The 26,092-nt window shown below is 46.3% G+C and carries 25 protein-coding genes and 2 pseudogenes; 23 read left to right on the forward strand and 4 right to left on the reverse strand.

Going from position 1 to position 26,092, the window contains the following annotated elements; all coding sequences use genetic code 11:
- Positions 1-4 precede the first annotated feature (4 nt).
- The 19 genes and pseudogenes from H70357_RS10170 to H70357_RS10265 all read left to right on the forward strand — a co-directional run.
- Positions 5-1,288, forward strand: coding sequence for a phage major capsid protein (locus H70357_RS10170; protein ID WP_038588662.1), 1,284 nt, complete (start codon positions 5-7; stop codon positions 1,286-1,288).
- Positions 1,289-1,327: 39 nt separating this feature from the next.
- A complete protein-coding gene (locus H70357_RS36260; protein WP_038588665.1) occupies positions 1,328-1,630 on the forward strand; it encodes a hypothetical protein in 303 nt (100 codons plus the stop codon).
- Entirely contained in the window at positions 1,630-1,914 is a 285-nt protein-coding gene (locus tag H70357_RS10180; RefSeq protein ID WP_038588668.1) for a hypothetical protein, read from the forward strand. The genes H70357_RS36260 and H70357_RS10180 overlap by 1 nt, the downstream gene beginning before the upstream one ends.
- A 1-nt stretch (position 1,915) precedes the next feature.
- Positions 1,916-2,260 (forward strand): head-tail adaptor protein, encoded by a 345-nt coding sequence (locus H70357_RS10185; RefSeq protein ID WP_038588671.1) that lies wholly within the window; start codon positions 1,916-1,918, stop codon positions 2,258-2,260.
- Complete coding sequence (locus tag H70357_RS10190) at positions 2,261-2,689, forward strand: HK97-gp10 family putative phage morphogenesis protein (RefSeq protein WP_038588674.1); 429 nt, start codon at positions 2,261-2,263, stop codon at positions 2,687-2,689.
- Positions 2,682-3,038 (forward strand): hypothetical protein, encoded by a 357-nt coding sequence (locus H70357_RS10195; RefSeq protein ID WP_038588676.1) that lies wholly within the window; start codon positions 2,682-2,684, stop codon positions 3,036-3,038. Before H70357_RS10190 ends, H70357_RS10195 begins: the two co-directional genes overlap by 8 nt.
- A gap of 2 nt (positions 3,039-3,040) precedes the next feature.
- A complete protein-coding gene (locus H70357_RS34270) occupies positions 3,041-3,937 on the forward strand; it encodes a major tail protein (protein WP_052091953.1) in 897 nt (298 codons plus the stop codon).
- A gap of 56 nt (positions 3,938-3,993) precedes the next feature.
- Positions 3,994-4,305, forward strand: a complete 312-nt coding sequence (gpG, locus tag H70357_RS10205; protein WP_038588679.1) for a phage tail assembly chaperone G — start codon at positions 3,994-3,996, stop codon at positions 4,303-4,305.
- Positions 4,306-4,547: 242 nt separating this feature from the next.
- Positions 4,548-7,406 (forward strand): phage tail tape measure protein, encoded by a 2,859-nt coding sequence (locus H70357_RS10210; protein ID WP_038588682.1) that lies wholly within the window; start codon positions 4,548-4,550, stop codon positions 7,404-7,406.
- Between the two features lie 24 nt (positions 7,407-7,430).
- Positions 7,431-8,216 (forward strand): distal tail protein Dit, encoded by a 786-nt coding sequence (locus tag H70357_RS10215; protein ID WP_231578472.1) that lies wholly within the window; start codon positions 7,431-7,433, stop codon positions 8,214-8,216.
- 5 nt (positions 8,217-8,221) lie between these two features.
- Entirely contained in the window at positions 8,222-10,180 is a 1,959-nt protein-coding gene (locus tag H70357_RS10220; protein ID WP_038588688.1) for a glycoside hydrolase family protein, read from the forward strand.
- A gap of 72 nt (positions 10,181-10,252) precedes the next feature.
- Positions 10,253-11,338 carry an acyltransferase family protein gene (locus H70357_RS10225; RefSeq protein ID WP_038588691.1) on the forward strand — a complete coding sequence of 362 codons (1,086 nt, stop codon included), beginning with the start codon at positions 10,253-10,255 and terminating at the stop codon, positions 11,336-11,338.
- Positions 11,339-11,403: 65 nt separating this feature from the next.
- Positions 11,404-13,071 (forward strand): phage tail protein, encoded by a 1,668-nt coding sequence (locus H70357_RS10230; RefSeq protein ID WP_038588694.1) that lies wholly within the window; start codon positions 11,404-11,406, stop codon positions 13,069-13,071.
- 41 nt (positions 13,072-13,112) lie between these two features.
- A complete protein-coding gene (locus H70357_RS10235) occupies positions 13,113-13,667 on the forward strand; it encodes a hypothetical protein (RefSeq protein ID WP_038588697.1) in 555 nt (184 codons plus the stop codon).
- A gap of 389 nt (positions 13,668-14,056) precedes the next feature.
- Positions 14,057-14,320, forward strand: coding sequence for a hemolysin XhlA family protein (locus H70357_RS10245; protein WP_038599169.1), 264 nt, complete (start codon positions 14,057-14,059; stop codon positions 14,318-14,320).
- A 4-nt stretch (positions 14,321-14,324) separates the two neighbouring features.
- Positions 14,325-14,585, forward strand: coding sequence for a phage holin family protein (locus H70357_RS10250; RefSeq protein WP_038588703.1), 261 nt, complete (start codon positions 14,325-14,327; stop codon positions 14,583-14,585).
- A gap of 2 nt (positions 14,586-14,587) precedes the next feature.
- Positions 14,588-15,214 carry a lysozyme gene (locus H70357_RS10255; protein WP_052091955.1) on the forward strand — a complete coding sequence of 209 codons (627 nt, stop codon included), beginning with the start codon at positions 14,588-14,590 and terminating at the stop codon, positions 15,212-15,214.
- Between the two features lie 129 nt (positions 15,215-15,343).
- Positions 15,344-15,739 (forward strand): YhjD family protein, encoded by a 396-nt coding sequence (locus H70357_RS10260; RefSeq protein ID WP_052091956.1) that lies wholly within the window; start codon positions 15,344-15,346, stop codon positions 15,737-15,739.
- A 109-nt stretch (positions 15,740-15,848) separates the two neighbouring features.
- Positions 15,849-16,229, forward strand: a pseudogene (locus H70357_RS10265) (manganese catalase family protein); the annotation flags it as partial.
- Between the two features lie 99 nt (positions 16,230-16,328).
- Here the strand turns inward: H70357_RS10265 and H70357_RS10270 are convergent.
- Positions 16,329-16,898, reverse strand: coding sequence for a TetR/AcrR family transcriptional regulator (locus tag H70357_RS10270; protein ID WP_038588706.1), 570 nt, complete (start codon positions 16,896-16,898; stop codon positions 16,329-16,331).
- A 160-nt stretch (positions 16,899-17,058) separates the two neighbouring features.
- On the opposite strand from H70357_RS10270, the gene H70357_RS10275 reads away from it, so the two are divergent.
- The 3 genes and pseudogenes from H70357_RS10275 to H70357_RS35070 all read left to right on the forward strand — a co-directional run.
- Positions 17,059-17,994: a ketopantoate reductase family protein gene (locus H70357_RS10275; RefSeq protein ID WP_052091957.1), complete on the forward strand. Its 936-nt coding sequence runs from the start codon at positions 17,059-17,061 to the stop codon at positions 17,992-17,994.
- 216 nt (positions 17,995-18,210) lie between these two features.
- Positions 18,211-22,728 (forward strand): S-layer homology domain-containing protein, encoded by a 4,518-nt coding sequence (locus tag H70357_RS10280; protein ID WP_156130847.1) that lies wholly within the window; start codon positions 18,211-18,213, stop codon positions 22,726-22,728.
- 105 nt (positions 22,729-22,833) lie between these two features.
- A pseudogene (locus H70357_RS35070) lies at positions 22,834-22,908 on the forward strand (spore coat protein CotJC); the annotation flags it as partial.
- Positions 22,909-22,985: 77 nt separating this feature from the next.
- On the opposite strand, the gene H70357_RS10285 reads toward H70357_RS35070, so the two are convergent.
- On the reverse strand, positions 22,986-23,327 hold the full coding sequence (locus tag H70357_RS10285) for a nuclear transport factor 2 family protein (protein ID WP_038588712.1): 342 nt from the start codon (positions 23,325-23,327) through the stop codon (positions 22,986-22,988).
- Between the two features lie 29 nt (positions 23,328-23,356).
- Positions 23,357-24,151 (reverse strand): SDR family oxidoreductase, encoded by a 795-nt coding sequence (locus tag H70357_RS10290; protein ID WP_038588715.1) that lies wholly within the window; start codon positions 24,149-24,151, stop codon positions 23,357-23,359.
- A 176-nt stretch (positions 24,152-24,327) separates the two neighbouring features.
- On the opposite strand from H70357_RS10290, the gene H70357_RS10295 reads away from it, so the two are divergent.
- A complete protein-coding gene (locus tag H70357_RS10295; protein WP_052091958.1) occupies positions 24,328-25,239 on the forward strand; it encodes a LysR family transcriptional regulator in 912 nt (303 codons plus the stop codon).
- 130 nt (positions 25,240-25,369) lie between these two features.
- On the opposite strand, the gene H70357_RS10300 is transcribed toward H70357_RS10295, so the two are convergent.
- On the reverse strand, positions 25,370-25,981 hold the full coding sequence (locus tag H70357_RS10300) for a TetR/AcrR family transcriptional regulator (RefSeq protein WP_038588718.1): 612 nt from the start codon (positions 25,979-25,981) through the stop codon (positions 25,370-25,372).
- Positions 25,982-26,092 lie beyond the last annotated feature (111 nt).

Below are 26,092 nucleotides of genomic sequence, written 5' to 3' on the forward strand. Positions count from 1 at the left end.
GAAAATGAAAGATTTCCTGAAAAAGCTTTTGAAAAATAAAGAAGAGGCTCGCTCTGCTCTTAAAGACAAGGGCTTGAAGAGCAATGACATTGTAGAAGTGCGTTCGATTGGTGCACAAGTGGAAGCTATTGATGCTGAAATCGCTGAGCTTCGGCAACAACTGGAGTCAATGCCTGATGATCCAATTGCGGGAGGGGCCACACCACCAGAACCCGAACAACGGGGAGCGGGACAACTTCCTGCTGGAAATGCAGCAATGGCTCAGTTCTTGAAATCATTCAACATCGGAGGGCAGTCGCAAGAACGCTCCGAGGAACCGGCTGACCCTTATGGAACTGTTGAATACCGGAACGCCTTTATGATCTTCGCAAAAACTGGCGAGGTTAAGCCGGAGCTGCGAGCTAATGCGACAACTACTACAGCTGATGTGTCGGCAGTCATTCCGACAACCATCCTTAATGAGATTATCAAGAAGGTAACCGTCTATGGTCAAGTCTTCAGTCGAGTGCGTAAGCTCAACATCAAGGGCGGGGTTGAGGTTCCGATTCTAACTCTCAAACCAGTGGCAACGTGGATCGGTGAAACAACGGTATCCGACAAGCAAAAAGCGCAGGCTAACACCAAACTTACATTCACCTATTTTGGACTGGAATGCAAAGTGGCTATTTCGCTTTTGGCAGATACAGTTACTCTTGCTGGATTTGAAACGGTAATTACTGATTTGATTGTTGAGGCTATGGTACAAGCAATTGACCTGGCCGTAATCAAAGGTACAGGCACGGGACAGCCCAAGGGGATCACTGTTGATACCCGTGTTCCGGCTGCTCAGATCGTATCTATGACACCAACCGAATTTGCAAGCTGGGAGAGTTGGTCAAAGCTTGTTCTTGCCAAGATGCCCCTGGCCTATAAGGCTGGAGCAACGTTCTTGATGGCTTCCGGTACGTTTGAAGGCTACATTAACGGGATGGTTGATGATAACGGTCAACCTATTGGCAGGGTTAATTATGGCATTGCCGATGGACCGCAGGAGCGGCTTGCTGGGAAAGAAGTTATCCAGGTTGAAGACGATGTAATTGCACCATACGCATCTGCTGCTACAGGTGATGTGGTAGCGGTGTACTGCAACCTCAAGAACTATGGGTTTAACTCCAACATGCAAATGACTATGTTCCGTTACTTCGACCATGACACGAATGAGTGGGTGGACAAGGCGATTCTGATTGCGGATGGCAAACTGATTGACCCTAACGGCGTGGTCATTGTCAAGAAGGCAGCAGCATCCTAATACGTGGGGCCACAAGGCCCCTTAAAGGTGGTGAATATGATGGCTAAGAAATCACAGGCTACAAAGATTGAGGGTGTTGACCTTTCCAATCAGGCGAGTGAAACGGTGCTGCTCTGGAAGGCTACCCGTGAATTGTCTGCGGAAGAGCATGAACAGCTTGCCAGCAAGCTGCGGCTTGAGCAAGAACATGCCGGAATTAAAATCGTCCTGGTGCCGTTGTCCGTGGATGTGGAGTTGAGCACTATTCCAACCTCTGACCCAGCAGACGAGCCGATTACTGAACCAGCGGCGGAACCTGCTGCGGACTCGACCGATGCCCCAGAACAAGGCGGTGACAATTAATGACGGATGCAGAACTGCTGATGCAGTGCAAAATCGGGCTGGGGATGCCCGCAGGCGGAGATGTTTTTGACGGCATACTTTTGCCGAAGTTGCTGGCCGTCAAGTCCTACATGGGCGGAGCTGGCGTGTCTGAAGAAGTCATGGCCGATGATGCGGCTCTTGGGGCTATCGTGGTCGGTGTGACGGACTTATACAATCTGAGCAGCGGAGATATTCAATTCTCCGCTGTTTTTCATCTGCTGCTGACGCAACTCGCCTGCCGTAGCTTGCCGAAGGTGACTTGATATGTGGAAACCTGGAGTACAGCAGTTCAGCACACAGATCCGGGTACAGCACCGGCAGGAAACGAAGGTGAACGGTGCGCCAGATATCAGCTATGTTGATGCCGATATCCCCTTAGGTCTATGTAACTGGAAGGGGCGCGGCGGCTCGGAGAGTGTGACGGCTGGGACAGTAGTTGTTGCGGACACTGCGGAGCTTACTATGTGGTATCGCCCGGACATAACGGAAAAGACTCGCATGCTGCTGCATGATGATGTGAAACTCCCCTATGAGGTCACGAATGTCGAGAATGTGGAAATGCGGAATCAATTCATGATCGTCAAGGTCAAACGGGTGGTGAATGGCTAAATGGCACGAAGCCGCAGAGTGACCAACTCGCGTACTATCACCTTGGACGTGTCCGGCGTTGAGGATTACCTTGCTCGGGTGCAAGCAGCTGGCCGGAGCGTGGACGATGCTGTTAAGGCCGCACTGACCGAAAGCGCCGCACCGATCCAGACAGATATTAAGAAATGGGCTGAGAAGCATAAGCTGACCGGAACCACACTGGCCGGGGTAGATATCGCGGAACCGAAGCAGTTCGGCAATAACATTGTTGTCCAGGTCGGTGTTGATGATACCAAATCGCCGGGGGCATGGCACTCCACTTTCGTGGAATACGGTACACCTACTCAACCAGCAGACCCCGGTATTCGGACAGCCTTCGAAAAGAATAAGAACAAGGTCAAGAAGATCCAGCGTGAAGTGCTGAAGCGGGAGGGGTTGCCGGTTGATTAACATCTATGAGTTGGCCTGTTCCACCCTGGAACAGTTGGGGCACGATGTGCGGGAGCAAGGCACGTATGCCCCTAATGATGTGCTACCTGATAGCTTTGTAACCTATCAAGTGATTGACGACAGCCCCGCAGGACATGCGGACAACAAGCCTACATCTCTTGTATGGCGTGTTCAAGTAGTTTTGTATAGTAAGAGGCCCGCAATCAAACAAGGCGCTTCTAAGGCGATTAAGGCAGTCATGTTGGCGGCTGGGTTCCTGAGAGTTGGCGGGCGCGATCTACCGTTCCTGGAGGCGACAGGACACTACGGATATACCTGTGATTACAGGTTCTATGAAATGGAGGAATGAATGTGGAAAAGAAATATGGTGAATTTGTCGGAGTTGATAACCTGCACTTTGCCAAGGTCACGGATACAACGGACAGTTATACAGCAGAGGCTCCTAAGTATCTTGCACCGGCTGCAGAAATTTCAGCGGAAGCTGAAACCAGCAACACGCCGACTTACTATGACAACGTTCCGGGAAACAACTATGTATCTGAGGGTGTAACCACCCTGACGATTACGGTGTCCGGCATTCCGGCTTATCTGGCTGCGGAGCTGCTCGGCAAAGATTTTGACCCGGCAACCGGACGGCTGATCGACAGCGGCCAGCCCAATCCGCCAGATGTGGCAGTTGGATACCGTGCAAACATCGGCAGAGAAGATTATCGCTATACATGGTATCTCAAGGGCACATTTTCTGGGGGAGCGGAAGAGGCTGCGACTAAAACAGCGGATGTTGATATCCGCACTTATCAGTTGACCTTTACTGCCGTTGCAACCACTAAGCAGTTTGATGTTATGGGTGAGGACAAGCCTATCAAGAAGGTATCAGGTGATACGACACACGAAGCCTTTGATCCTACGGGCTGGTTTGCGCAAGTCCAGACCCCGGATAACTCCGGTGCGCCTGCCGCGCTAACATTTACCAGCGTCCCAGCTAATAATGCTACAAGCGTGGCCGTAGGGGCCAATATGGTTCTGACATTTGCGAACAAGCTTTCTTCATACTCGGCTGTGCTGCTTAATGGCAGCTTTGACGTTATTGCTTCGGCAATCACACTGGACTCCACAGGTAAAGTGCTAACGATTAACCCGAATGCAAACTTGGCAGCAGCGACAGAGTACGCGGTGATCATCAACGGGGCAAAGGATGTTTACGGCCAGACGCTGCCGCAGACGGTGATTAGCTTTACAACGGCATAATTCAATTAAGGGGCGGAGCGATCCGTCCTATTTTATTTATCCAGGAGGCGGTTTTTTTGAAACCAGTAATTATTAATTTTTCGGATGAGCAGGGAGTTACTACGAAGACATTCACCACATGTAGCCTTAAAACGGGAATGATGGATACGATTTTTGACATAGCGGAGCGGGCAGAGGGGTTCAGGACTGGGACACCGGATGTGAAGAAAGTGCGTGAATTCTACAAAGATGTCAAAGCGGTCATTGTCGCGGCGTTCGGCAAGCAGTTCACCTATGACGAACTGAATGAAGGAGTTGAAACTGCTGAACTGATGGATGTATTTCAGAGCCTCTGCACAAACGTCATGAGCGGTATCAAAAAAAACTAAGCCCGGGGGATCAACCGAAAGACGATTCCCCGGCTAGTTATCGTACAACACTGTTGAGCCTTAAGTACAACTTATCGAAAAATTTAAAATGGACGCTTCATGCGATTGATGAGACGGATTTTCATAATCTGCTGTCATTTCTCAACTTCAAACCGTCAGATGATCCTAACACTCGTGTTATCAATGGCAAGACCTATCGCCGCGCGAACACTGCGCCTAGCTGGATATAAGGGGGCGAATAGATGGCAGACAATACAAATGACATCGGCGGTCGCGTCAGTCTAGATACAACGGATTTTAAAACGAACATTGCCGCGCTGGATCGGCAAATTAAGATTATCGACACCGGATTTCGGGCTGCGGCTGCTGGCATGGACGATTGGGGAGCGTCCCAGGACGGACTTGAGCAGCGGATTAGTGCCCTGAATGGTATTACGGACTTGCAGCGGCAGAAAGTGGCCAACCTGACCGCACAATATGAGCAAATTGTTGCAGAGCAGGGTGAAAGTAGCCGCGCAGCTCAAACATTACAGATTGCAATCAACCGCGAGACGGAAGCGCTGAACCGGAACTTACAAGAAATAGGGAATGTTACAAGTTCACTTGAAGAACTACGCAACGGTGCGGATGATGCTTCCGATCAGACAGGTGACTTGGCGGATGCCGCCGATGAATCTGCGGATTCACTGCGAGAAATGGGCGAAGCTGCTGCGGAAAAGGCGGCGCTTGGTATTGCCGCAATTGGCGCGGCAGCTATAGCGGCGGTAACTAGCCTGGTTAAATTCGGTGACGAGAGCAATAAGGCCATGAACCACCTTCAGGCGCAGACCGGGGCGACAGCGGAAGAAATGGAAGAATTCAGGTCTGTCGCAAATGATATTTATGGAGATAACTTCGGGGAATCCGTGGACGATATCGCAGATTCCATGGCGGCAATCAATCAGGTTACCAAGCAGACAGGCGATGAGCTCAAGGACACAACTGAAAATGCATTGCTCATGCGGGATGTATTCGGCTTTGAAGTAGCCGACAGCATTAAAACGGTCAATACCCTAATGAATAATTTCGGCATCACGGCAGATGAAGCGTATACCTTAATCGCTCAAGGTACCCAAATGGGGGCCAATGCCAGCGGTGACCTCCTAGATATCATGAACGAGTTCGCGCCGCATTTTGCGCAACTGGGCCTTGATGCAAATGAATTTACGGACACCCTGATCCAAGGGGCATCATCTGGCGCGTTTGAGATTGCAACTGTGGGGGATGCCGTCAAGGAATTCGGGATCATTACCCGTGAAGGCACGGATGATGCGCGGGCTGCACTCACAGATATGGGCCTGGATGCATCTAAGCTGTTTGCAACCTTTTCCGCAGGCGGGCCTGAATCAGCAGCATCCTTTAACGAAGTTGTTGAGCGACTGGGTGCGATGAAAGACCCTATTGCCCAAAATGCGGCCGGAGTTGCACTCTTCGGTTCGATGTGGGAAGACCTAGGAGTTGAGGCAATCAAAGCGCTCGGAGATATCGACGATAACGCCGATATGACCCGCGACACGCTTCAGCAACTAAATGATGTTCAATATAATGACATCGGATCGGCACTTGAAGGGATTAAGCGTACCCTTGTCTCTGAACTCGCTGTGCCTGTTAGTGAAGTGGTCATGCCTGCGGTCAATGATCTGCTTGATGTAATCACCAACATGGATTTCAGTCCTCTTGTAGCTGGCATGCAGTGGCTGGTGGACAATGCTGGTAGTGTGGCGGCAGGGCTTGCAGGCATCGGAGGTTCCATGATTACGATGCAGGCAGTACAAGCAGTTACAGCGATTGTAAATTCATACAAAGCTTTTAAGCTGGTTACTGAGGGGGCCACAATTGCCCAGTGGCTTATGAATGCGGCAATGTCCGCTAATCCAATAGGCCTTATTATTGCAGCGATAGGCGGGCTGGTAGCTGGATTAATCGTACTGTGGCAAACCAATGATGGATTCAGGGATGCGGTCATTGGAGCATGGGAATCCATAAGGTCTGCTGGTGCTGCTGTTTGGGATTGGTTAGTTCAGGTATTTACAGTGGACATTCCAAGTGCGATTACGACAGTTACAGAATGGTTTGGTCAACTACCGGGAAAAATCTCCGCTGTGTTTACATCTGTAATAGATGGGATTAAACAATGGGGTACAGGCGTTTTATCCTGGGTAGCAACGGAGATTCCAAAAATAATCCAAAATATTATTAAATTTTTCAGCGAACTTCCCACGAAAATCGGTTATGCCATGGGCTATGCACTCGGCACACTGATTAAGTGGGGGGCGGATGCACTAAATTGGATAAATACCGAGGTACCGAAGTTAATTCAGAAGGTGGGAAATTTCTTTGCGGAACTTCCTGGTAAAATCGCGTCCGCTTTAACCACAGCAATAGGCGGTATCAAGACATGGGGTATCAACGTAGGTACCTGGATCGCTACGGAAGTTCCAAAACTGATATCCAGCATCGTTAACTTTTTCATGGGGTTGCCTGGGAAAATAGGCGCGGAGCTTAGTAAATCCTTTACTGAATTTACTAAATGGTCATCCAACCTCATTTCCACCGCAAAGGTTGAGATTCCAAAGGTAATTAGTGCTATCGTGGAATTCTTCGCAACGCTTCCTGGTAAAATGCTGGATATTGGCGAAAACATAGTCAAGGGGTTATGGGAAGGCATTAAGAACATGACCGGCTGGATCAAAGATAAGATATCTGACTTTGCTGGCGGTATCGTAGACGGCATGAAGGATGCGCTTGGAATCCACTCTCCATCCCGTGTCATGCGGGATCAAGTTGGTATGATGGTCGGCGCAGGCATGGCTGAAGGGATTGCAGACAGCGCTCGACAGGTCAATGCAGCTATGCAGGATCTGAGCGGAAGTGTTACTGGAGTGCTTCCAGATATGAATGCTGGCGGGACGGTTAGTAAATCTGAAGTAACGAATACAATCAGCTTCGCGGATATGTTCCGGGGGGCTAATTTCACTGTTCGGAGTGACGACGATTTGACGGTGCTAGGGCAATTGCTCGGCGGGCAAATCACTGGCGCTCTGCGCGGAGCGGGGGTGTAGCCATTGAGCGGCGTTGTTGCATACTTGGGCGATAAGCGCCCGCAGGATTTAGGCCTGCAAACACTTCGGGAGTCACAGCGGCCAATCCTACCGCCGACAGTAGACCGGATATACACTGTTCCATACATGCATGGGGCGTATGACTTCGGATCAGACATGGGGCCGCGTTCTTTGCCTCTGGAGTGTGCGTTCATGGAGCGGAATTCCTACCAATTACAGCGGCGGGTGTCGGCACTAGCTGCTCATTTAGTCGATGGTGACGGCAGGCCGCGCACGATGTCCTTGATCTTCTCCAATCAGCCAGATCGTCATTACATGGTGCGATTATCCGGTCAATTACCTATTGATCGCATGGTTGGGTTAGGTAAATTTTCCTTGCCGATGGTAGCATATGACCCATTCGCCTATAGTATCTACGATTCAGATGATATCAATGTTGATTCACCGGTGCTGGTAGATACTGAAGTATCCGTTGATGCTGCTTATGAGTTTGCGGTAACTGGTCCGGTCACGCTGGTCGTTGATAATTTCGGCGCTTTGAATGTCAAACCAGTTATTGAGATTGCTGGAAGCTTCGGCACGCTCTCGCTGACCGTGGGTGGTGTGGTAACCACATATAATGCGGCCATGTCAGGAACGCTGATTCTTGACTTCCAGCGAGGTACAGCGCGTATCGGTTCAACGAACTTGCTGCTAAACACTAATGCTAGGTTCGGCGCACTATCTCCAGGAGTATCTTCGGTTATAGTTGGTGGTACGGGCCTGAACTTCAGCATGTCCATTAAATTCAAAGCAAAGTATGCGGGGTGATAGCAATGGCGAATATTGAACAAATCAAGGGTGCGGACAATGGGAATCCTCCAGATAAACTATCTGAAGCATATCCCAAAATCAATCGCAGCTTAACAAACATGAATAACCAGGTCATAAATCATGAGGGCCGTTTGGGTACTGCGGAAGCAGCGGTCAGTAATCACGGTAGCCGGATTGCAGAGGCTGAGACAAAGCTTGTTAACCAGGATAACCGTATAACGACCATTGTTGCGCACAACGGAGATGGAACGAAGGATACGGAGCTAATTGACGCTCGTGGAAATAAACCGATCCTATCTGCTCGACTGGATGCCACTGATGCGCAGTTGGCGGATATTGCGAGTGACGCATCATTTTACGGGGCCGATCCTGGAAAAGGAGATAATACTGCGTCACTACAGTCAGCCCTCAATAAAGGCGGCACTGTCAATGTCACAAAGCCAGGGGATTACTACACAAGGACTTTGTACATCGGCAGCGACACCTCGTTATGCCTAGGTCAAGGAGTCAGACTGATTCTGATCGGGGGTACAAGTGACTACCTTATTGTAAATAAGGGGGAAGTAGCGGAGCCAAAGTACCGAGACAAAAACATCTCCATCAATGGCGGGGAGTATAATTATAATGGAGAAAACAATCCAATTACAGGCGCGTATTCCGCTGGATTATTCCCCGGACATGGCATCTTTCTGAACAAGGTAGACGGGGTGAAAGTAACAAACATCGCAAAGGCAGGACGTGCGGTCAAATACGCATTCTTACTGGTGGATGTTACGAACGTTGTCATTGACAATGTCAATTTCGATAATGAGAGTGACGGTTTTCACTTTCAAGCTCCTATTAAAAATATTCGAATATCGAATATCACCGGTTATACGGGCGATAACTGTCTTGGATTTACAACAGGGGATTATAGTACTTTTGTTGTTAGCGAGAACGGGGATGGCGAAAACATACTAATCGAAAACCTCTTTCTCGGAAGTGTTGACAAGCCTGTAAATGGTCCGATTAGGTTTGTGGGCGCTGGAAAGAGTGATTTGGGTTTTTATGACAATATCGAAATTAAAAATATTGTTGTTTACATGACGACACTTAATCCGGTCGTCGAATTCATGGGCGCAGATCAAGCGGTTGCAAATGATTATCTTAAGAGTACCCGGATTAAAAACGTTCAAATATCGAATGTGAAATGTTTGAGCGCAACAACATCTCGTGATTTGATATCTGCTGCGGCGCGCGTGGACAACATGACAGTTAGCGACATGGAAGTGACCGCTACCCTACAGAACAAAATATTAACAGCAATCGGGACTGTAGGTAATCTGTATCTCAGAAACATCAAGTTTGAGGGTGGCGGAACTACGCGAGATTATGCCCAGCCGTTTTTCTACTTCGGTACAGAATGGTCTCAGTATACCGTCAAAAATTTAACATTCGATAATTGCAGATTCGAAATTGCCTCGGGTACTGATTTTGTTTTTATTAAGTCTGTAAATAACTCAATTCAGCAATTAAACATCTGCAATTCACTGATCAAGTTTGACTCAAACAAAGGGTACATGCTTGATTTCGATGGATCAAATAAGAGCACCTTAAACCCCGTTAACATAAGTAATTCGACCATGACAGGGATCAAGAATAGAATAAAAAATAACTGCCATCTGTCGATTAACAATTGTCACGTCGATGCTGCGGGCTTTAAAATCGCTGATCTTGCAGGGGTGGGCATCTTAAGATTATTGGTCGCCTCAAGTAACTTTTCGTTCTCGGTTGATGGACTTACTGGCGCTGCTAAATTGTCCTACAATGGCACGTCCGCTGTTTGCAGCCATCCATTAAACCAATTAACACCGCAAAACGGGGACGTGTTTAACGTAATCTATGGGGCCTATGCTGGGATTTATCGACTTGGCGGCAGCAGCACCTTTTATCAATTGAGCCAGACTGCAATTACCGTTTGACCGCTGTAGAAAAAAGTTGCATATCACATTTTATAACATCCTGATATACTGTGGTATTACAGGAGGGAAGTTATGGAAAGGAATTATTCTTTAGATATTGCAAAATTTTTCGCTATTTTCTTTGTGATATGTGTGCATGTTCAACCATTTAGCGATTACCAAAGTCAAGTTGGCTTTTGGCCTGGACTTTCTGCGACTATTGTGACATTTTCACGATTTGCCGTACCTCTGTTTTTTTGTATTTCTGGTTACTTATTTGGGCAGAAAGTCCAGGAAGTTCAGAATCAAGGCAAGTACTTTAATAAATTCGTTAAGAAAAACTTGAAGATGTATTTTACTTGGTTGTTTTTATATTTTATGTTTGACTTGTCAGTAATCTTATTGAAATCCTATACAGAAAATTCATCCCTTTACCTCAATATTCTTAAGTACTCAGAAGAGTACTCGATCTGGAAGGTGCTTTATTTTGGCACAAATTCTACGGCATATCCATTGTGGTTTCTTCCGGCTTTAGTTTGGTCTGTTTCAATACTTTTCTTTTTTGTGAAAATTAATAAAACAGGGCTATTACTTGTAATGAGTTTAGGTTTAAATGTCTTAGGGCAGTTTGGGCAGTCTTACTCCGGGTTAATAAGACTTCCCGTTGATACAAAGGATGCCGTTTTCTTTGGTCTTTTTTACACCACGTTAGGGTTCTTTGCTTCTAAGCATGCTAGAGCCTTATCCAATAAAGTGAAAATTAGAAATCTACATTTAGTATTGATGGCAGCTGGTCTGTTCGGTATTCAGTTCTTAGAGAAGCAACTAACGGTAGATTGGCTAGGGGGGAATGGAGGGAATTATTATATGTCTACCATACCGTTAACTGCTGTCCTTCTGCTACTAAGTATTCGTAATCACATTAAAACAAACACTCGATGTATAGTTAAAATCGGGCAGAATGCCTCTGGAATTTTTGTTACTCATAACCTTATCATTAATATTGTGTCTTTAATGGTATCGGTTTTAAAATTATCTTATATCCAAGAAACGTTTATATGGAATATAGTATTTGCACCGGCAGTCTTACTCCTATCCCATTACTTTTATACAGTAATACAAATTACAAAAAATAGACTTTGGAGAGGTAATAGCTACTTGGACCATACTGCGCACTAACTGAATATTCTGTAAGAGCTGCAGGATTACGCTGTGGCTCTTTTGTATGTAAAGGAGGGGCTACATTGATTACTGTACTAAACCCATTGCTCCAACCGTTGGCCGTCATTGATCTGTACGACAACGACAGCATAGACGAGACAATCAACGGCGAGTATAAATTTAGCTTCACCACACTGATCGACCCAGATGGCAAAAGTGAATACCTGACAGACAGCAATCTGGCCGAAATAGAGGATCAGCTATTCAACATCGTCCATCATCGCCGCACGCGGGCCGGAGACGGATCTACACTGGTCGCCGTGGAGTGCGAACAGGTTAGTTATGATCTAGTGAAATATGAGTGGGCAGACGGTTTTGTTCATGCAGGAACACCGCTGCAACTGCTCACTATGGTATTGGAAGGTACTGGATTCACTGTTGGTACCGTGGAGTTGAGCGGATTTATTTCCGTGAATCTGGCCGAGGAAAATATCAGCGCCCGCGCAATCCTGATGGAAATCGCGGTACAATCGAGCGGTGAACTGCGGTTTGATCGGTACAGCATATCGTTGCTGGTTCGTCGCGGGGCATTAAGGCCTGTCCGGTTCCAGTTGGGGAAGAACCTGAAGGGAATCGTCAAAGACGTAGACATTCGTTCCGGGGATCGTGTTACCGCCTACGAGATTGATGTGCTGGAGCTGAACAGCCTGCCAGAATTTTACGGGCTGGAATATTTTGAGCTGGGCGACACGGTAGGGATAGGTGATCCTGAGCTTGGCATTGATGAGCAGCAGCGCATTGTCGGATATTCCTACAGCCCGCGACGCCGGATTAACAGCAAAGTGACTATATCCAAGAAGATACCAGGGATCACGGATGCAGTAGTGAGCTTACGGAAGACAACGGTAGTGAAGGATAAGGTTTACAACGGTACCCGGATCGGACCGGAAAATGGATTTGAAGCTATTCGGTCGGATAATATGGCTAGAACAGTTATGAATGCCACCGAAGGGATCAAGATTCAGAAGGGAAACGGCAGTGGCTCCAGTTGGACAGATGTTATTTATTTAGATACAGAAGGCAATGCAGTGTTCTCCGGTAAGGTAACGGCGTCTATTATACAGGGTTCAGAGATATTAGGCGGAACTATCATGATCGGCAGCGGGGACAATGCATTCCGTGCCAGCGACTGGGGCATTTGGTTAGGTGATGAAGCCTTTGCTGATGCTGATTTCAGTGTCACTCCTGCCGGGAAAATGAAGGCCGTGGACGCCGATTTTCAGGGAAGGATTACGGCTACAGACATTGAAGGTGGGGTGATAACTGGAACCAAGTACCAGACCTCAGATACACTCTGGCCGCGAGTGGTAATTGATCCGTCCAGCGTTGCCTTTGGAGTGTACGCGGACGAGCATAACGGTATACTAATTCCTGCTTATGAAGATGGGATCAGTAAAATTAGATTTCTGGCAAATGGCGACGAATCTACAATTTACAATTCTCCAACGGCAGGATTAGTTATATCGGGATTCACTGCAACAAGATTGGCAGGGCCTACTGTTCACCTTTCTCCTGCCGGAAATGTTTACATTCCGGCATGGTCTAGACTGTATAGTGACAACGAAGGAATGACTCTCCAAGACGTTATTGATAATATATATTCAGTTCTGAATGGTAAGGCGAATGTTTCACATTCACATACTGTTACGATTCCACCCGGTTCTGCTGGCGGAACCTTCTCAGTCTCCTAACATAATGGTATTATTAGGGAAACTGATAGGGGGTTATACGAGTGAAAAAATTCGTTACAGGATTGATTGTAGGTGTTCTATTATTTACAAGTGTTTCAGTATTTGCTGCACCAACCAGTTTGATAGGACAGAAGGTTCAGGGGCTATTTAGTATTGAAAAGAATGGGACTAAGATAGCCGACGCAGTTATCATCAACGGTTCAACCTATGCACCTGTGAGAGCCTTGGCCGAAGTAACTGGTACGAATCTGAACGTGGAAGGGAAAAAAATTATTATGAGTGATAACGCTTCGGCGGCAGTTGATGTGCCTTCAACAAGCGGTAATGTTGTCACACTTAAAGAGCTTCAATCTAAAAGGTCTGAGTTAGTAGACTTAATATCGAAGAAAGAAACTCATGTGCTTGAGTATAAGGAAAATCAAGTTGTATTTTGGGAAACATTAATTAAAGAAAATCCTAATTCCACAACTAAAACGCAATGGGAAAAATCATTGGCCGATGGAAATAAGCGTTTAGAAGAAATAAAATCAGAACTCACTTCTCTTCAACAGCAGCTTGCTGAACTAGATGCTCAAATTGCCGATTATAAAAAATAACATACTTTAACATTCAGGGTCTCGCCAACATTGGCGAGGCTCTTTCTGTTACCGGAGGGATAATTTATGACAGTAGTAATCAGAAACAAGATGGCCGTGGAAATAGAGCCCACAGTGCCGGATATTTGCACCTTGATATCAGCGGCATCTGCTTATCATCGGAGCAGCGGCAATGAACTTCGGTTTCTTCAAGGGATTAGCGAATCTCTGAATGAACGGATTAAGGAGCTTCAACTGCCGCCCGCGAATCGCAGTAAAAAGGGATCTCATGAAAGGAGGCGAGGCAAAAAAACTAATGCAGATAGATAACGCGCCTACGCAGGCGTGTTTTTACTTTTCAGGGAGTTCATATGAGAGGGGGAAGGGGAATGCCGGGAGGAGGAGGACCTGTGACTGCTGAGGATAAGCTTGTTGAAATTCAGATCATGCTAGCCCGAATGGAAAAGACGCTTGAAGCAGTGCCAACGCTGACAACAACCATCGAAGCTACTCGGGATTTAGCAAGGGAAGCCATGCAATCAACTAAATCGGCACATCACCGGTTGGATCGGATCGAAGACGGCCAGCGGTGGTTATGGCGTACTATCGGGGGGTCAATCATTACCGTTGTTATTGCTGCAATCATAGCAGCTATTAAACTTACTGGAGGTTAAGATCATGGAATGGAATGCAGTAGCTAATTTTATCAAGCCAGAATTGCTTATCGTCGTGGCGGTATGTTGGGTGGTCGGTTACATCCTTAAGCAGACGCCGTGGGTGCCGGACTGGACGATCATTTATGTTGTCACACTGGTGGCTCTCTTTGCAGTCTGTTTCACACTGGGCTTTACACCTGAGAGCGTTCTTCAGGGCATTCTATGCGGAGCTGTCGCCGTATACGGAAATCAACTACTTAAGCAGGCCAAAAAGGGGGAGTGACAGTGAGCCGTAAAATATCGCAAGTGGGAATTAACCTCATCAAGTCGTTTGAAGGATGCAGGTTGAAAGCCTATAAACCGGTACCGACCGAAGAATATTGGACCATCGGCTGGGGCCATTACGGCCCGGATATCAAGGCGGGCATGACCATGACACAGGCTCAGGCAGACAGTATGCTGGTCGCCGACCTCGCTAAATACGAGGCATACGTCAACAACCCGGCGTATGTACCGGTCACAGCGCAGCTCAATCAAAATCAATTTGATGCGCTGGTGAGCTTCTGCTATAACTGCGGCAGCGGTAGCTTAAAAAAGCTTTGCGCAGGCCGGACGATAGTGGAGATTGCTCAAAATATCACGAAGTACAACAAGGGCGGGGGTAATGTCCTGGCCGGGCTTGTACGCCGTCGCCAGGTGGAACTGGAATTATTCACTAAGGCCGCAGAGGCCATCAAGGAGGACGACACTTTGGAATTAACAAACTATCAATGGACAACTTTACGCGCTCAAGTAAAGGCGTTACTGGATACAGGTACGATTAAGGATACGACTTGGTTGGATAAGATCGACAGTAAGGAATTGACGACATCAGAGCTTGCTTGGCTGTCATTTATAGTTGCCAAAAAGTAAGAGAAATGATAATCTAACTACATCAAAACCGGAAGCACCGGTCAAGAAGCCTCTGCCCAGCGCAGGGGCTTTTTTCTTGTTGTATAAAGAACGTTTGTTCGCATATACTTAAGACAGGAGGCGAAAGATATGAACAATTCAACGGGCAGTATGCTGTCAAATGATGAGAGGGAAATGGTTCGGGACTTAATACTGCTCCCTTACATAGACACAATGGTCAGCAAGAGTCTGAAAGAGGTCGAACGATCCGGCAATGTGCTCAGCAGATCCTACATAATAGCTGGTCGATATATCCAAAAGCGAATTATTCAGGAGGTTTACCAGCTGCGTCAGGAATTGAAAAAGCGAAATATAAAAGTGGTCGAGGATATTCAGGATGATTTTATTTCATATAATATGATCTACTTTCGAGGGTACCAAGAGCGTTTTGGTTTAACCCGGGATGTAATGCGTACCGAAATCAGCCTAAGGTTGACACACTATACATCAGAGCTTGGAGGAGTATTGAAAAATCATTTTAAATAAAACATATCCAAACACATTTTAACGACAAGGTTTTGTTTTATAATAAAAACACCGATTTAGTGAACCTTGTTTTTAAGTGGAACATGACAGACAACAACAACGTACGTAAGAGTTTGCCCATCTTGAGATGATTGCCACCATGATCTACAAGCTGACCAAGGACGCCTCTATCTGTGAGCTGGAAGCGGCAGGCCTTGGCCCGAATTATGCGACACGGGATCATGCCTTGTTCTACAACAATGCGGCGGGTGTCCCGTTCACCACGACCTATATCGCAGCCAAAGGCGATCCGCTGGCCGATCTCTATGAAGACATCGCCGCTGAGGAGAAAGCCCGGGCTACATACCAATGGCTGATTGATATGACTGATGACGTGGATCTGCAGGACAGCCTGAAATTCCTGCGGGAGCGGGAGATTATTCATGCAATCCGGTTCAAGGAGTCGGTGCAGATATTGATTGATGAGCGGGGGAAGAAGAAGGTGTTTTAATAAGATGTATACATGAAGTAATTATTCAGATTGATAGAAAAGAGCCCAGAGAAGTATCTGCGGTTCTTTTTTTCTGGTAACAACTCAATGCAGTTTCGATTAGAGCCGTAAACCGTTCATCACGTAAGAGCGGACAGTATCTACAAGTAGATCGGTTCGATCTTTCTCCCCGCTTATAAACCAGTAATACGCAGCACTATAGATCGCTGAACCTGTCATAGCCGAAATGACCTTGGTATGATGGCGGTCTGCCATACGCTGATTATCACCGTTCAAAATTATGCTTTCGATCATTTGCTGCAGCATCTTTTTTACCTTTTCATGAACAAGCGTATCAATAGATTTGGAGTCCATTCTGCATACCTGATAAAAATCTACGATGTAGTTATGTGTCAGCAAGATCAACTCTGTACATATTTCATCCGTGAACTCCTGCGCTTTCACCACTTGCTCAGGAATCAACTCTTGGAAAGCCTGTTCTGTTATTTTCTCCAGCAAAGCGTATTTATCTTCATAGTGGGCATAGAAGGTGGCACGGTTAATGGTAGCTCTCTGTGCTATATCTTTTATGGTAATTGCATTAAATCCTTTATACCGCAACAAATCTCTGAATGCTTCCCTAATTAACTGTCGTGTGCGCAAAACTCTTGGATCTTCCTGATTTGCCATATCAATATCTCCCTATGTAAACATCAGATATCTAAATGTGTTGTCTATGCAACTTTTTCTTTACTCTGCTGATTGAAATCGTAATAGTACCATACTATTATCGTATCAGACAGGTGTTGCTTAAACAAACTGTGATAGTTAGCTGAAAGGAAGGATAGTATTGAACATCAAACAAAATAGACTTTTGATAGTTGGCGCCGGTGTGATTGGCAGTTTATACGCACTCAGATTTGCACAGTCAGGACTGGACGTCACATTGCTTGCCCGGGGAAAGAGGTTGGATTCGCTTAAAACGGATGGGTTGCGATATAACGATAATGAGACGATACAGCAAATATCTATCAAGATGATAGAAAAGCTTGCGAGTGACGATACCTACGATTTCATCTTTGTTCCTGTGCGCTATGATCAGGCAGAATCTGCCCTGTCTGCGATCAAGAATAATCAGAGCAAAACAATAATCACCTTGAGCAACACCGTGGGATACGACCGCTGGCTTGAAATCGTGGGTGATCGTTTACTTCCAGGATTCCCGGGTGCAGGTGGAGACATCAAAGACGGTGTTCTATACGCCCAATTCGGTTCCAAAACTTTTTTTGGTGAAATAAATGGACAATTGACTGAAAGAGTGACGAGGCTTGCCCAAATATTTGAAACAGTTGATTTGCCTTATGAAATACAAAAAGACATTCAAGCATTCCATGTTTCGCATGCTGCGCTCGCTGTAGTGAACAAGCATCTCTATACGAACGACGGAATGGTGGATATAGAGACAGCAAGAAACGAGAGTACTCTAAGCAAGATTGCTGCAGATATTAAACAAAATATTCATCTGGTAGCGCAAGCCGGAATTCCGGTGATTCCGCCTGAAACGAAGTTAATGGGTGAATTGCCTGTAGAAGATATTATATCCCAATACCGCCAGATGCTGAGCGATGAGTTTATCATTGATGTTAAGCTTGGAAACCAGGCTGTCAGCAGGAAGGCTGAAATAATGTTATTGGATGAGGATTTTCATAAAAAATATCTGTTCGACAATGACATCAGCGCCGAAGAGAGCGCCCGGCCTATATTGCCGCCAAAGGCGATCCGCTGACCGACCTTTATGAAGACATCGCCGCTGAGATGAAAGAGCCCAGAGATAGTTCTGCGGCTCTTTTTTCATGTTCTGAAATTTTTTTATTGCTAACATTGCGATGATCTTACGAACATGTTGCCGCGTTATGCTGTAATAACTAGTCCTTTAAAATTTTAATTTTTATAAAGAGGTTTCGAAGTTAACAAGAACAGACAACAAGGAGCGTGAAAGTTAGTGAGTTATCATCATCCATTTGTAAAGAGAGTATTGAGCGGGATATTGGCAATGACGGTTCTGCTCCCGCTTATTCCCCCCTCCCTTTCATCGTCATCGACTGTCTATGGGGATGCAGCGGAGCCTAGCGGTATCGTCATGGCAGAAGATTTCGAAAAGGTTAACTTAGCTGACTTAACCTTTGACAGTGCACGCATTCATAGCGGCAGTATGGCGCTTGAAACGAATCCGAAATACGTTCGTAACGGGGCAAGGTCCTTGCGGATTGATTATGACTTCATTGGCGTAACAGATAATCCATCCCAAGTTGCGGTAGGGCCAGCAACTCAGTTGGCGTTGACAAACAGAGTTCCCAAAAAAATCGGGATGTGGGTATACGCCAATAACGAAGGACATGGTCTAACCTCTAAGTTCTACATTTCATCCACTGGAAAATCCAAAACGTATGAGATTAGGAGTGAAGAGGTAGGTATAGACTGGAGCGGCTGGAAGTATGTAGAGGCTGAAATAGGGGCTGATTTGACTCTGCCGGGTACCCTGGCGTTCTACTTCCAGATGAAAGAAAGACAAATGAGCAAAAAGAATAAAGGCTCGGTTTGGATTGACGACGTCAGGCTCATTTATGATGAACCGGTGGATGAAGATATGGATGTTCCCGTATTAAGTCCAACTACACCCACTCCCAATCAAACCTTGAACGCCCCCGTCTCTGACATTATCCTGTCAGCGGATGATGCTAAGTCGGGTATCGATCCAGACTCAATCCGGTTAACTGTGGATGGTCAGTCTGTTGCACCGGCGGCCTATGCATATGATCTGAATAATAAGGTGATAACCTATCACCCGGCTATACCGCTCGGCGGCGGCTATCATCAAGTGCTGGCAGAGGTTAAAGATCTGGCCGGCAATCCGGCAGCAGCAGAATATGCTTTTAATATTGAGCATGGCGCCATGTTTACGTTAGAAGCTCCAGCGGAAGCTGTCAGCAACGAGACCTACCGGTTGAAGCTCGAGGCGAAGGATGTAGGCGAAGCCAAGCGCGTGCATGCTAAGATCAAGTTCGATCCGGAGACGCTGCAAGCGAATGCTATTAACGCACGTTCCGATTTAAGCAATGTGCAGACTACCATCGATAATGCAGGCGGTTATGTTGAATTTAGTGCAGAGGGACTGCAAGGCGACCATGCGGATGCTCTGGCAATCATCGATTTCGGCGTGAATAGATCCGCGAAGATGGAACGTGGCGAGAGGTATAAGCATATTGCCATGGTGGGGGGCGGCTTTGGGTATGACGGCGGCCCTTCGGTGAATTCCTTTGCCTCACCGGTTAATTATAAGATCGGGTTTCCGTACACTCTAAAAGTTAAGGGATCAGGCCTGCAAACACAGAATATAATCACCGTCACAACTCACGCAGGAGATCCGGTAGAAGGAGCGGAAATTGATTTTACCGATGCAAGCGGCCCTCGGACTTATGTGACCGTAACAGCTGAGGGTTCCAATATATATACGAGCGCTGATAGTTCGTCCGCAGTGTTGCTGGCGGCAGAGAAAAACGGGCAATTTTTCGCCGCAACAGGAAGTACATCCGGATTCGTAAAAGTGTATATGCCGGATGGAACCAAGACCGGTTACATACCATCCGCTGATGTACAGCAGAAGGATCTTACCGAAGGGTTGGGCTTGACGGATGCCAGGGGAGAGATCCATACGTCACTAGCTAACCTTGCAATAGGCACCTGGAAGGTGCAAGCGGTCAAGGATGGCGGTACCAGCGAGAGTATCAGCATGACCGTTGTTTCTCAGTTTGGTGGAGACGATCCGAAATATGTACAAACCTTTGTTACCGAAGATATGAGTACAATGATGAGTGTAGGGTGGCAGACGGCACCTAGAGTTCAACAAACTTCTATCCAATATGTGAAAGATAGCGATTTGGTTAATAGTGACTTGAGTAATGTACCGGAAAAAGCGGTAGAGCAGCTTGCGCTTTCTGATGTGGAGGTCATTCATGAGGTCGCAGGTGGGCCTCTGGGCGAAATTAAGTTCCATAAATCATTGGTTACTGGCCTCGAGTCAGGTACGGATTATCATTACAGAGTCGGCTACGAAGGACATTGGAGTACATGGTACGATTACAAGACATTGGAGGCAGTACCGGATCATCCCGTTTCTTTTGTATTTGTAACTGATTCGCACACCAAAGGTGATAATGGGCTTGCGATTTATCAACAATTGATCAGCAATGCTTTAACTAATTATCCGGACACCCAGTTCATTATGCATGGCGGCGATATGGTTGACGATGGGTCGATCTTGAATGAGTGGAACCAGTTCTGGGAAGCTTCATCGATCTACGCATCCTCTATTCCTTCTGGTTACACAATGGGGAATCATGATGTTAAAGGGGAAGGCAAAGATATTTTTGCCAAGGGATTGGATCTTCCAAATAATGGGCCCGATATCCAGAAGGAGTATGCATATTCGTTCGATTCAGGCGAGGTGCATTTCATTGTGCTGAATTCCGAAGCAGACGAAGTAATTATGGACAAGCAAGCAGCATGGCTTCGTGAGGATATTCAGAAAAGTAATAAAAAATGGAAGATTGTTATGTTCCATAAACCTGCTTATCATACCGAAGATGGACGCGGCAATATGATCGAATATACACAAACATATTTTGCCCCTATTCTGGAAGAATTGAAAGTAGACTTGGTGCTGGAAGGTCACGACCACGTGTACGCGCGCACCTATCCAATGAGTGAAGGGAAGCCATTGTTGAACGGAGAGCAGGGGACTGTCTATTTGGACGGAGGCGCATCTGGCTGGAAATTCTACGATGGAACAAAATATGAGTATCTGAATTTCATGTTTGACGATGATGTTCCGGTATACTCTGCAATTCAAGTTAGCCATGATAAAATTATAATTCAAGCTCGTACTACGGAAAGCGAAGAATTGATCGACAACTACACGATTGAGAAGAAGGATGAGCTAAAGGTAACTTCCGTGGCAGTATCACCAGCCGAATTGACGTTAAAGGTCGGTGACGAGCGCGGGACTGTTCTTACCGCTACCTATAGCGATAATTCCGCTGTCGATGTCACGAATCAAGCAACATGGATTTCTTCGAATGAGAGTGTAGCTACGGTAGATGCCAAAGGCATCATTCACGCTGTTGGAATTGGCGGGGCTACAATCCAGGCGAGTTACGGCAACATGTCGCCAGTTAAAATTTCTGTAACCGTTCAGGCTGAAGGTACGGTTCCTGTTCTGCTTAAGCTGACAGCCGATCCAGGCACTCACACATTGCAAGCGGGTCAGACAGCTGCTTCTGTTATCACGGCAGTATATGACAATGCAGTGAATACAGTTGTAACGGATCAGGTCATTTGGACGACTTCGGACCCTGCCATTGCCTCGGTATCGGGTGAAGGTGTCATTACTGGCGTTGCAGCAGGTAAAGGGGTAACGATCACGGCTTCGTTCGGCGGCAAATCAATTGCGATTCCAATTGTGGTTACTGAGGTTCCAATTCTGACCTTGGTTGAACTGGCTGTAACACCTGCTTCGCTCTCCTTGAAAGCAGGTCAAACGCAAGCCTTGTCGGTGACGGCAAAGTATTCGGATCTTTCTACTGTCCTTAAGACCTTGGATGCGAATTATGTATCGAGCGCAACTTCTGTTGCTACTGTGAGTGAAACAGGGGTAGTGACAGCGGCTGGCACGGGGACGGCCTCGATCGTAATATCTTTTGGGGGAATCAAGAAGGAGATTTCGGTTTCGGTAACGGCGGCCACAGGCAACAACAATGGAGGCACGACACCGGCAGCAACGCCAACGCCGGCAGCAACACCAACATCAACGCCAACACCAACACCAGCTGTAACTGTAGAGCCTGCGAAGCCAACCGGAGTGAAACCTGTGTTCAACGACAGAGTAGACTTAGATAAGGTTAAAGCTATCGTGGCGAAAGAGCGAACAGCTTCTGTTGTTAAATTCCCGGACGTACCTGCAGCTCTGTGGAGTGCAGCGTTCGTTGATCGCGCGGCCCTGATGGGGATCGTAACTGGCTATGCGGATGGATCATACCGTCCTGACGCCAAATTAACGCGCGCTGAGTTTGCTGCAATGCTTGTAAAAGCTTTTGGTCTGACAGCTTCGGGGGGGACCGGATTCTCCGATACGCAAGGGCATTGGGCTTCGGAGGCGATTGTTGCGCTTCAAGATAATGGAGTGATTATGGGCTACGCCGATGGTTCATTCCATCCCAAACAGGAGATAACCCGTGCGGAAATTGTGACTATGCTGGCTCGTCTTACGAACTATGTTACCAGCACATCGACGCAATTTTCCGACGTCTCTACGAACTGGGCAGCAGAGCAAATCAATGCCTTCGCTAATGCAGGTATCGTATCGGGTAAAGGCAACGGAGTGTTCAAACCGAACGAAGCTGCTTCCCGTGCCGAATCAGTAGTGATGATCATCCGTCTCTTGGATAAGGTCCTTGCACCATAAGAAGCAGTTCAATTTCTCATTGTAGAGTTTAACGACTAAGGCTTATGTAAATAAGCTGAATAAAACGAGCAGCCCAAGCCGGGTTGCTCGTTTTGCTGGTTGTATCAGGGCGATCCGCTGGCCGGCCTCTATGAAGACATCGCTGCCGAAGAGAAAGCCCGGGCTACATACCAATGGCTGGGACTGCTTTTTCCCAATGGTGAAACAGGGAGTACACCCTCTATCCGATTGTCCTCTTTAATCTCTTTTGTAATATCTTAGAAAATGGATAAGCTCACAATTTTATCATCTACAATGCTGAAGTGATATTCCAGCAATAACGGATCGGGTAAACCTGTTTTGTCATAAGTTCCATCCAACTTGCATGTTACAACAACCTCATCCTTATTTTCTTTTACTGCTTTTGGCTCTAATGTTACGTTTGCTCCAAAATGGTATTGATCACTCCATTTTTTAATCGCTTTTTGGCCAATCCGCTTTTTTCCTTCATCTAACACAACGGCATCTTCTGAAAAGCAGTTTACAAATGCTTCCGGATCGGGCTTATTCGATGCATCAATAAATTTACTGATCGCAGCAGGGATTTGATCGATTTCCATTATTTCTCCCCCTTATTTAGTTTGAACAATTAAACTGTCGGAATGGTACCGCCATCAATGACATATTCGCTTCCTGTAATGGATGCTGCACGGTCAGAAACCAAAAATGCAACCAGCTCAGCGACTTCTTCAGGTAATCCCGGTCTGCCAATTGGAATTCCTCCGAGCGAATCCATAAGCTGCTGGAGCGCACTTTCTCTGCTTCCTGTTGTAGTTTGCATCCGATCAATTAACGCATCTGCTGCCTCAGTTTGAATAAAACCAGGAGACAATGAATTAATCCGAATGCCACGGGGAGAAAATTCATTAGAAAGTCCCTTGCTGTAATTAGCGAGAGCAGCTTTAGCTGCTGCATAAGCTAATGTAGTTTCATAAAGGGGCAATCTCCTTTGGATTGAGGTGAAATGAAGAATAACACCTGATTTATTTTCCAACATTAATGGAATAAGGCCGCGATCAAGCCGGACTGCGGCCAGAAGATTCCAATTTAAAGCCTGCAGCCAATCGTCATCGCTAAGAACAAGAGCGCCACCTGGCGGAGTAGTTGATCCGCCTACACAATGGACAATAATATCGATACCGCCAAGCTGTTCTTTCACTGCTGTAATCACTTGCTCTACCCCTTCAGGTGACACAAGATCAGCTTGAACGAATTTAACCGAATGTGCCATGTCAGCGGAAACGGAACGGGCCGTTGTCAGGACTGTTGCTCCGCTGCTTACAAGTCTATTCACAACAGCTTGTCCCATTCCTTTTGTTCCGCCCGTTACAAGCACTTTCTTGCCTTTAAATTCTGTTGCCGAGTACTCAAATGATCTACTCATATCTATACCTCCTTATTATGAATAACTGAATCCGTGTGTTCAGCGCTCTGTCCCTTAAACCTTTATGTAATGTTCAAGAGGAGCTGGATATAATATTACACTTGACTCTTTTATAACGTCCAATTTATTATATTCATGAAACTTATGAATAATATTAATATAAAGAAGGTCATGTTATGGAGCTTACACAATTAGAGTACTTTATGACTGTTGCACGGTTAGAACACATGACGCTGGCTTCAAAGGCACTCGGCATTACCCAGCCAGCGCTAAGTCATGCGATTGCCAAACTTGAGAACGAAATCGGCGCTCCCTTGTTTGAGCGCAATGGGCGAAATGTGAAGCTGAACCGTAATGGCGCAATGTTTTCTAAATGGGTCGGCAAAGCATTGCAAAATATTGAAAACGGCGTAAAAGAAATCGAAGAATGGTCTAACCCGGATACGGGGGTTATTACTTTATCTTATCTCAATATTCTTGGCGTTGACTTAATTCCCCATTTAGTCCGAAGCTATCAATTAGACTATCCCAAAGTCCGCTTTGAATTGACACAAGGAAATCTTGGAGATATAGATGATCATTTGGAACAAGGACACTCGGATCTTATGATTACATCGAAGGAATCCACCTTAGATAATCATAAATGGGTGGTTATGCAAAATATACCGTTGTTTATTGTTGTATCCTCCCAGCATCATTTAGCGAATCGTCCAGCTTTGAGTTTGGCAGAGCTGTCGGGCGAACCATTCATTGGTTTGAAAAACAACTGCGGATTAAAAGCGACGATTATGTCACGTTTCCAGCATACTGGTTTTGTCCTTGATTCGGCGTATGAAGCCGAGGACTTAATCACAGTAGCCGGATTTATTAAGTCAAATCTCGGTGTATCTGTCTTGCCTAAGACTATGGGGTTGATGTTGGATGAACTTGTTTGGATTCCGATTACTGATGAGGGCTGGTATTGGGAAATAGGCTTAAAGTGGAGAGAGGATCGTCATATTTCTCCAACTGCCAAGCGGTTTATTGCATACATTGAAAATGAGCAGCAGTCGCTCAGCGCATATTCGGTTCGGCTGAATGAAGCTTAAAAACGCCGTTTTTTAATCATTCGGAGACAATGAAAGACTGTCGAGAAAGTCTCGACAGTCTGACGTATCCCTTTCGGGATGTTATTGTATGACATGTTCCATTTGGAGGGGGATTCCCTCCGCATGTCGGTCATTGAAGGCCTTTTACTAGCACTTCCACCGATTTCTCTTCCGTTTTCACGATATCGTAGGCAAAGTCGGATTGGCACCAGGTGACCAAAGCTCCCGTGATATAGGTGTATAAATAATTTACGATTTCTTCTCTGGACAATCCGCCGGTGAACAGCGATCGGGATAGCCCTTCATCCACGATTTCATACAGCAATCCCGGTTTCAAACAGTCTGCCAGATAGGAGGAGCCGTCCGGCGATGTCGAGGATAAATTGAAGATATGTGCCAGTTTTGTCAATTCTGCTCCAGCGACCGACGAAAAGCTTAAAGCGATAATAACAAATGCTTTCAGCTTGTCTAACGGGGCAGATCCTGGATGTTCGTCCACATACTTCTGGAATTGATCATTTATATATTCGCTGATATCCTCGCGGTATAATTGTTTGACGATAGCCTCTTTCGACTTGTAGTGAATGTAAAAAGCCCCTTTGGAAAGGCCGCATTTCGCGCAAATTTCATCTACCGTAACCTGATTGTAGCCTTTGGCTAAAATGAGCTCTTTGGCTATAGCAAATATTTTCTTTTTTGTTTGTTTCCCTTTGAGGTACCGCTTCGTTTCCGCCGTTTTCATATCTTCCCTCTTCCGCAGGTTCAAGGTCAACTTCCTATTCTTCGAATGAACATCTATAACTATAATGCATGTTTTTTGTCGATGTCAAAGCTATGGCTTGGCAAAGAAGGA

Origin of the sequence: Paenibacillus sp. FSL H7-0357, assembly GCF_000758525.1 — a bacterium.
Lineage (GTDB): Bacteria > Bacillota > Bacilli > Paenibacillales > Paenibacillaceae > Paenibacillus_AQ.

Excerpts from the sequence above, each read along its gene's own strand:
- H70357_RS10170 (WP_038588662.1), top strand. The coding sequence starts at position 5 with ATGAAAGATTTCCTGAAAAAGCTTTTGAAAAATAAAGAAGAGGCTCGC.
- H70357_RS36260 (WP_038588665.1), top strand. The coding sequence starts at position 1,328 with ATGGCTAAGAAATCACAGGCTACAAAGATTGAGGGTGTTGACCTTTCC.
- H70357_RS10180 (WP_038588668.1), top strand. The coding sequence starts at position 1,630 with ATGACGGATGCAGAACTGCTGATGCAGTGCAAAATCGGGCTGGGGATG.
- H70357_RS10185 (WP_038588671.1), top strand. The coding sequence starts at position 1,916 with ATGTGGAAACCTGGAGTACAGCAGTTCAGCACACAGATCCGGGTACAG.
- H70357_RS10190 (WP_038588674.1), top strand. The coding sequence starts at position 2,261 with ATGGCACGAAGCCGCAGAGTGACCAACTCGCGTACTATCACCTTGGAC.
- H70357_RS10210 (WP_038588682.1), top strand. The coding sequence starts at position 4,548 with ATGGCAGACAATACAAATGACATCGGCGGTCGCGTCAGTCTAGATACA.
- H70357_RS10220 (WP_038588688.1), top strand. The coding sequence starts at position 8,222 with ATGGCGAATATTGAACAAATCAAGGGTGCGGACAATGGGAATCCTCCA.
- H70357_RS10225 (WP_038588691.1), top strand. The coding sequence starts at position 10,253 with ATGGAAAGGAATTATTCTTTAGATATTGCAAAATTTTTCGCTATTTTC.
- H70357_RS10250 (WP_038588703.1), top strand. The coding sequence starts at position 14,325 with ATGGAATGGAATGCAGTAGCTAATTTTATCAAGCCAGAATTGCTTATC.
- H70357_RS10260 (WP_052091956.1), top strand. The coding sequence starts at position 15,344 with ATGAACAATTCAACGGGCAGTATGCTGTCAAATGATGAGAGGGAAATG.
- H70357_RS10270 (WP_038588706.1), bottom strand. The coding sequence starts at position 16,898 with ATGGCAAATCAGGAAGATCCAAGAGTTTTGCGCACACGACAGTTAATT.
- H70357_RS10285 (WP_038588712.1), bottom strand. The coding sequence starts at position 23,327 with ATGGAAATCGATCAAATCCCTGCTGCGATCAGTAAATTTATTGATGCA.
- H70357_RS10290 (WP_038588715.1), bottom strand. The coding sequence starts at position 24,151 with ATGAGTAGATCATTTGAGTACTCGGCAACAGAATTTAAAGGCAAGAAA.
- H70357_RS10295 (WP_052091958.1), top strand. The coding sequence starts at position 24,328 with ATGGAGCTTACACAATTAGAGTACTTTATGACTGTTGCACGGTTAGAA.
- H70357_RS10300 (WP_038588718.1), bottom strand. The coding sequence starts at position 25,981 with ATGAAAACGGCGGAAACGAAGCGGTACCTCAAAGGGAAACAAACAAAA.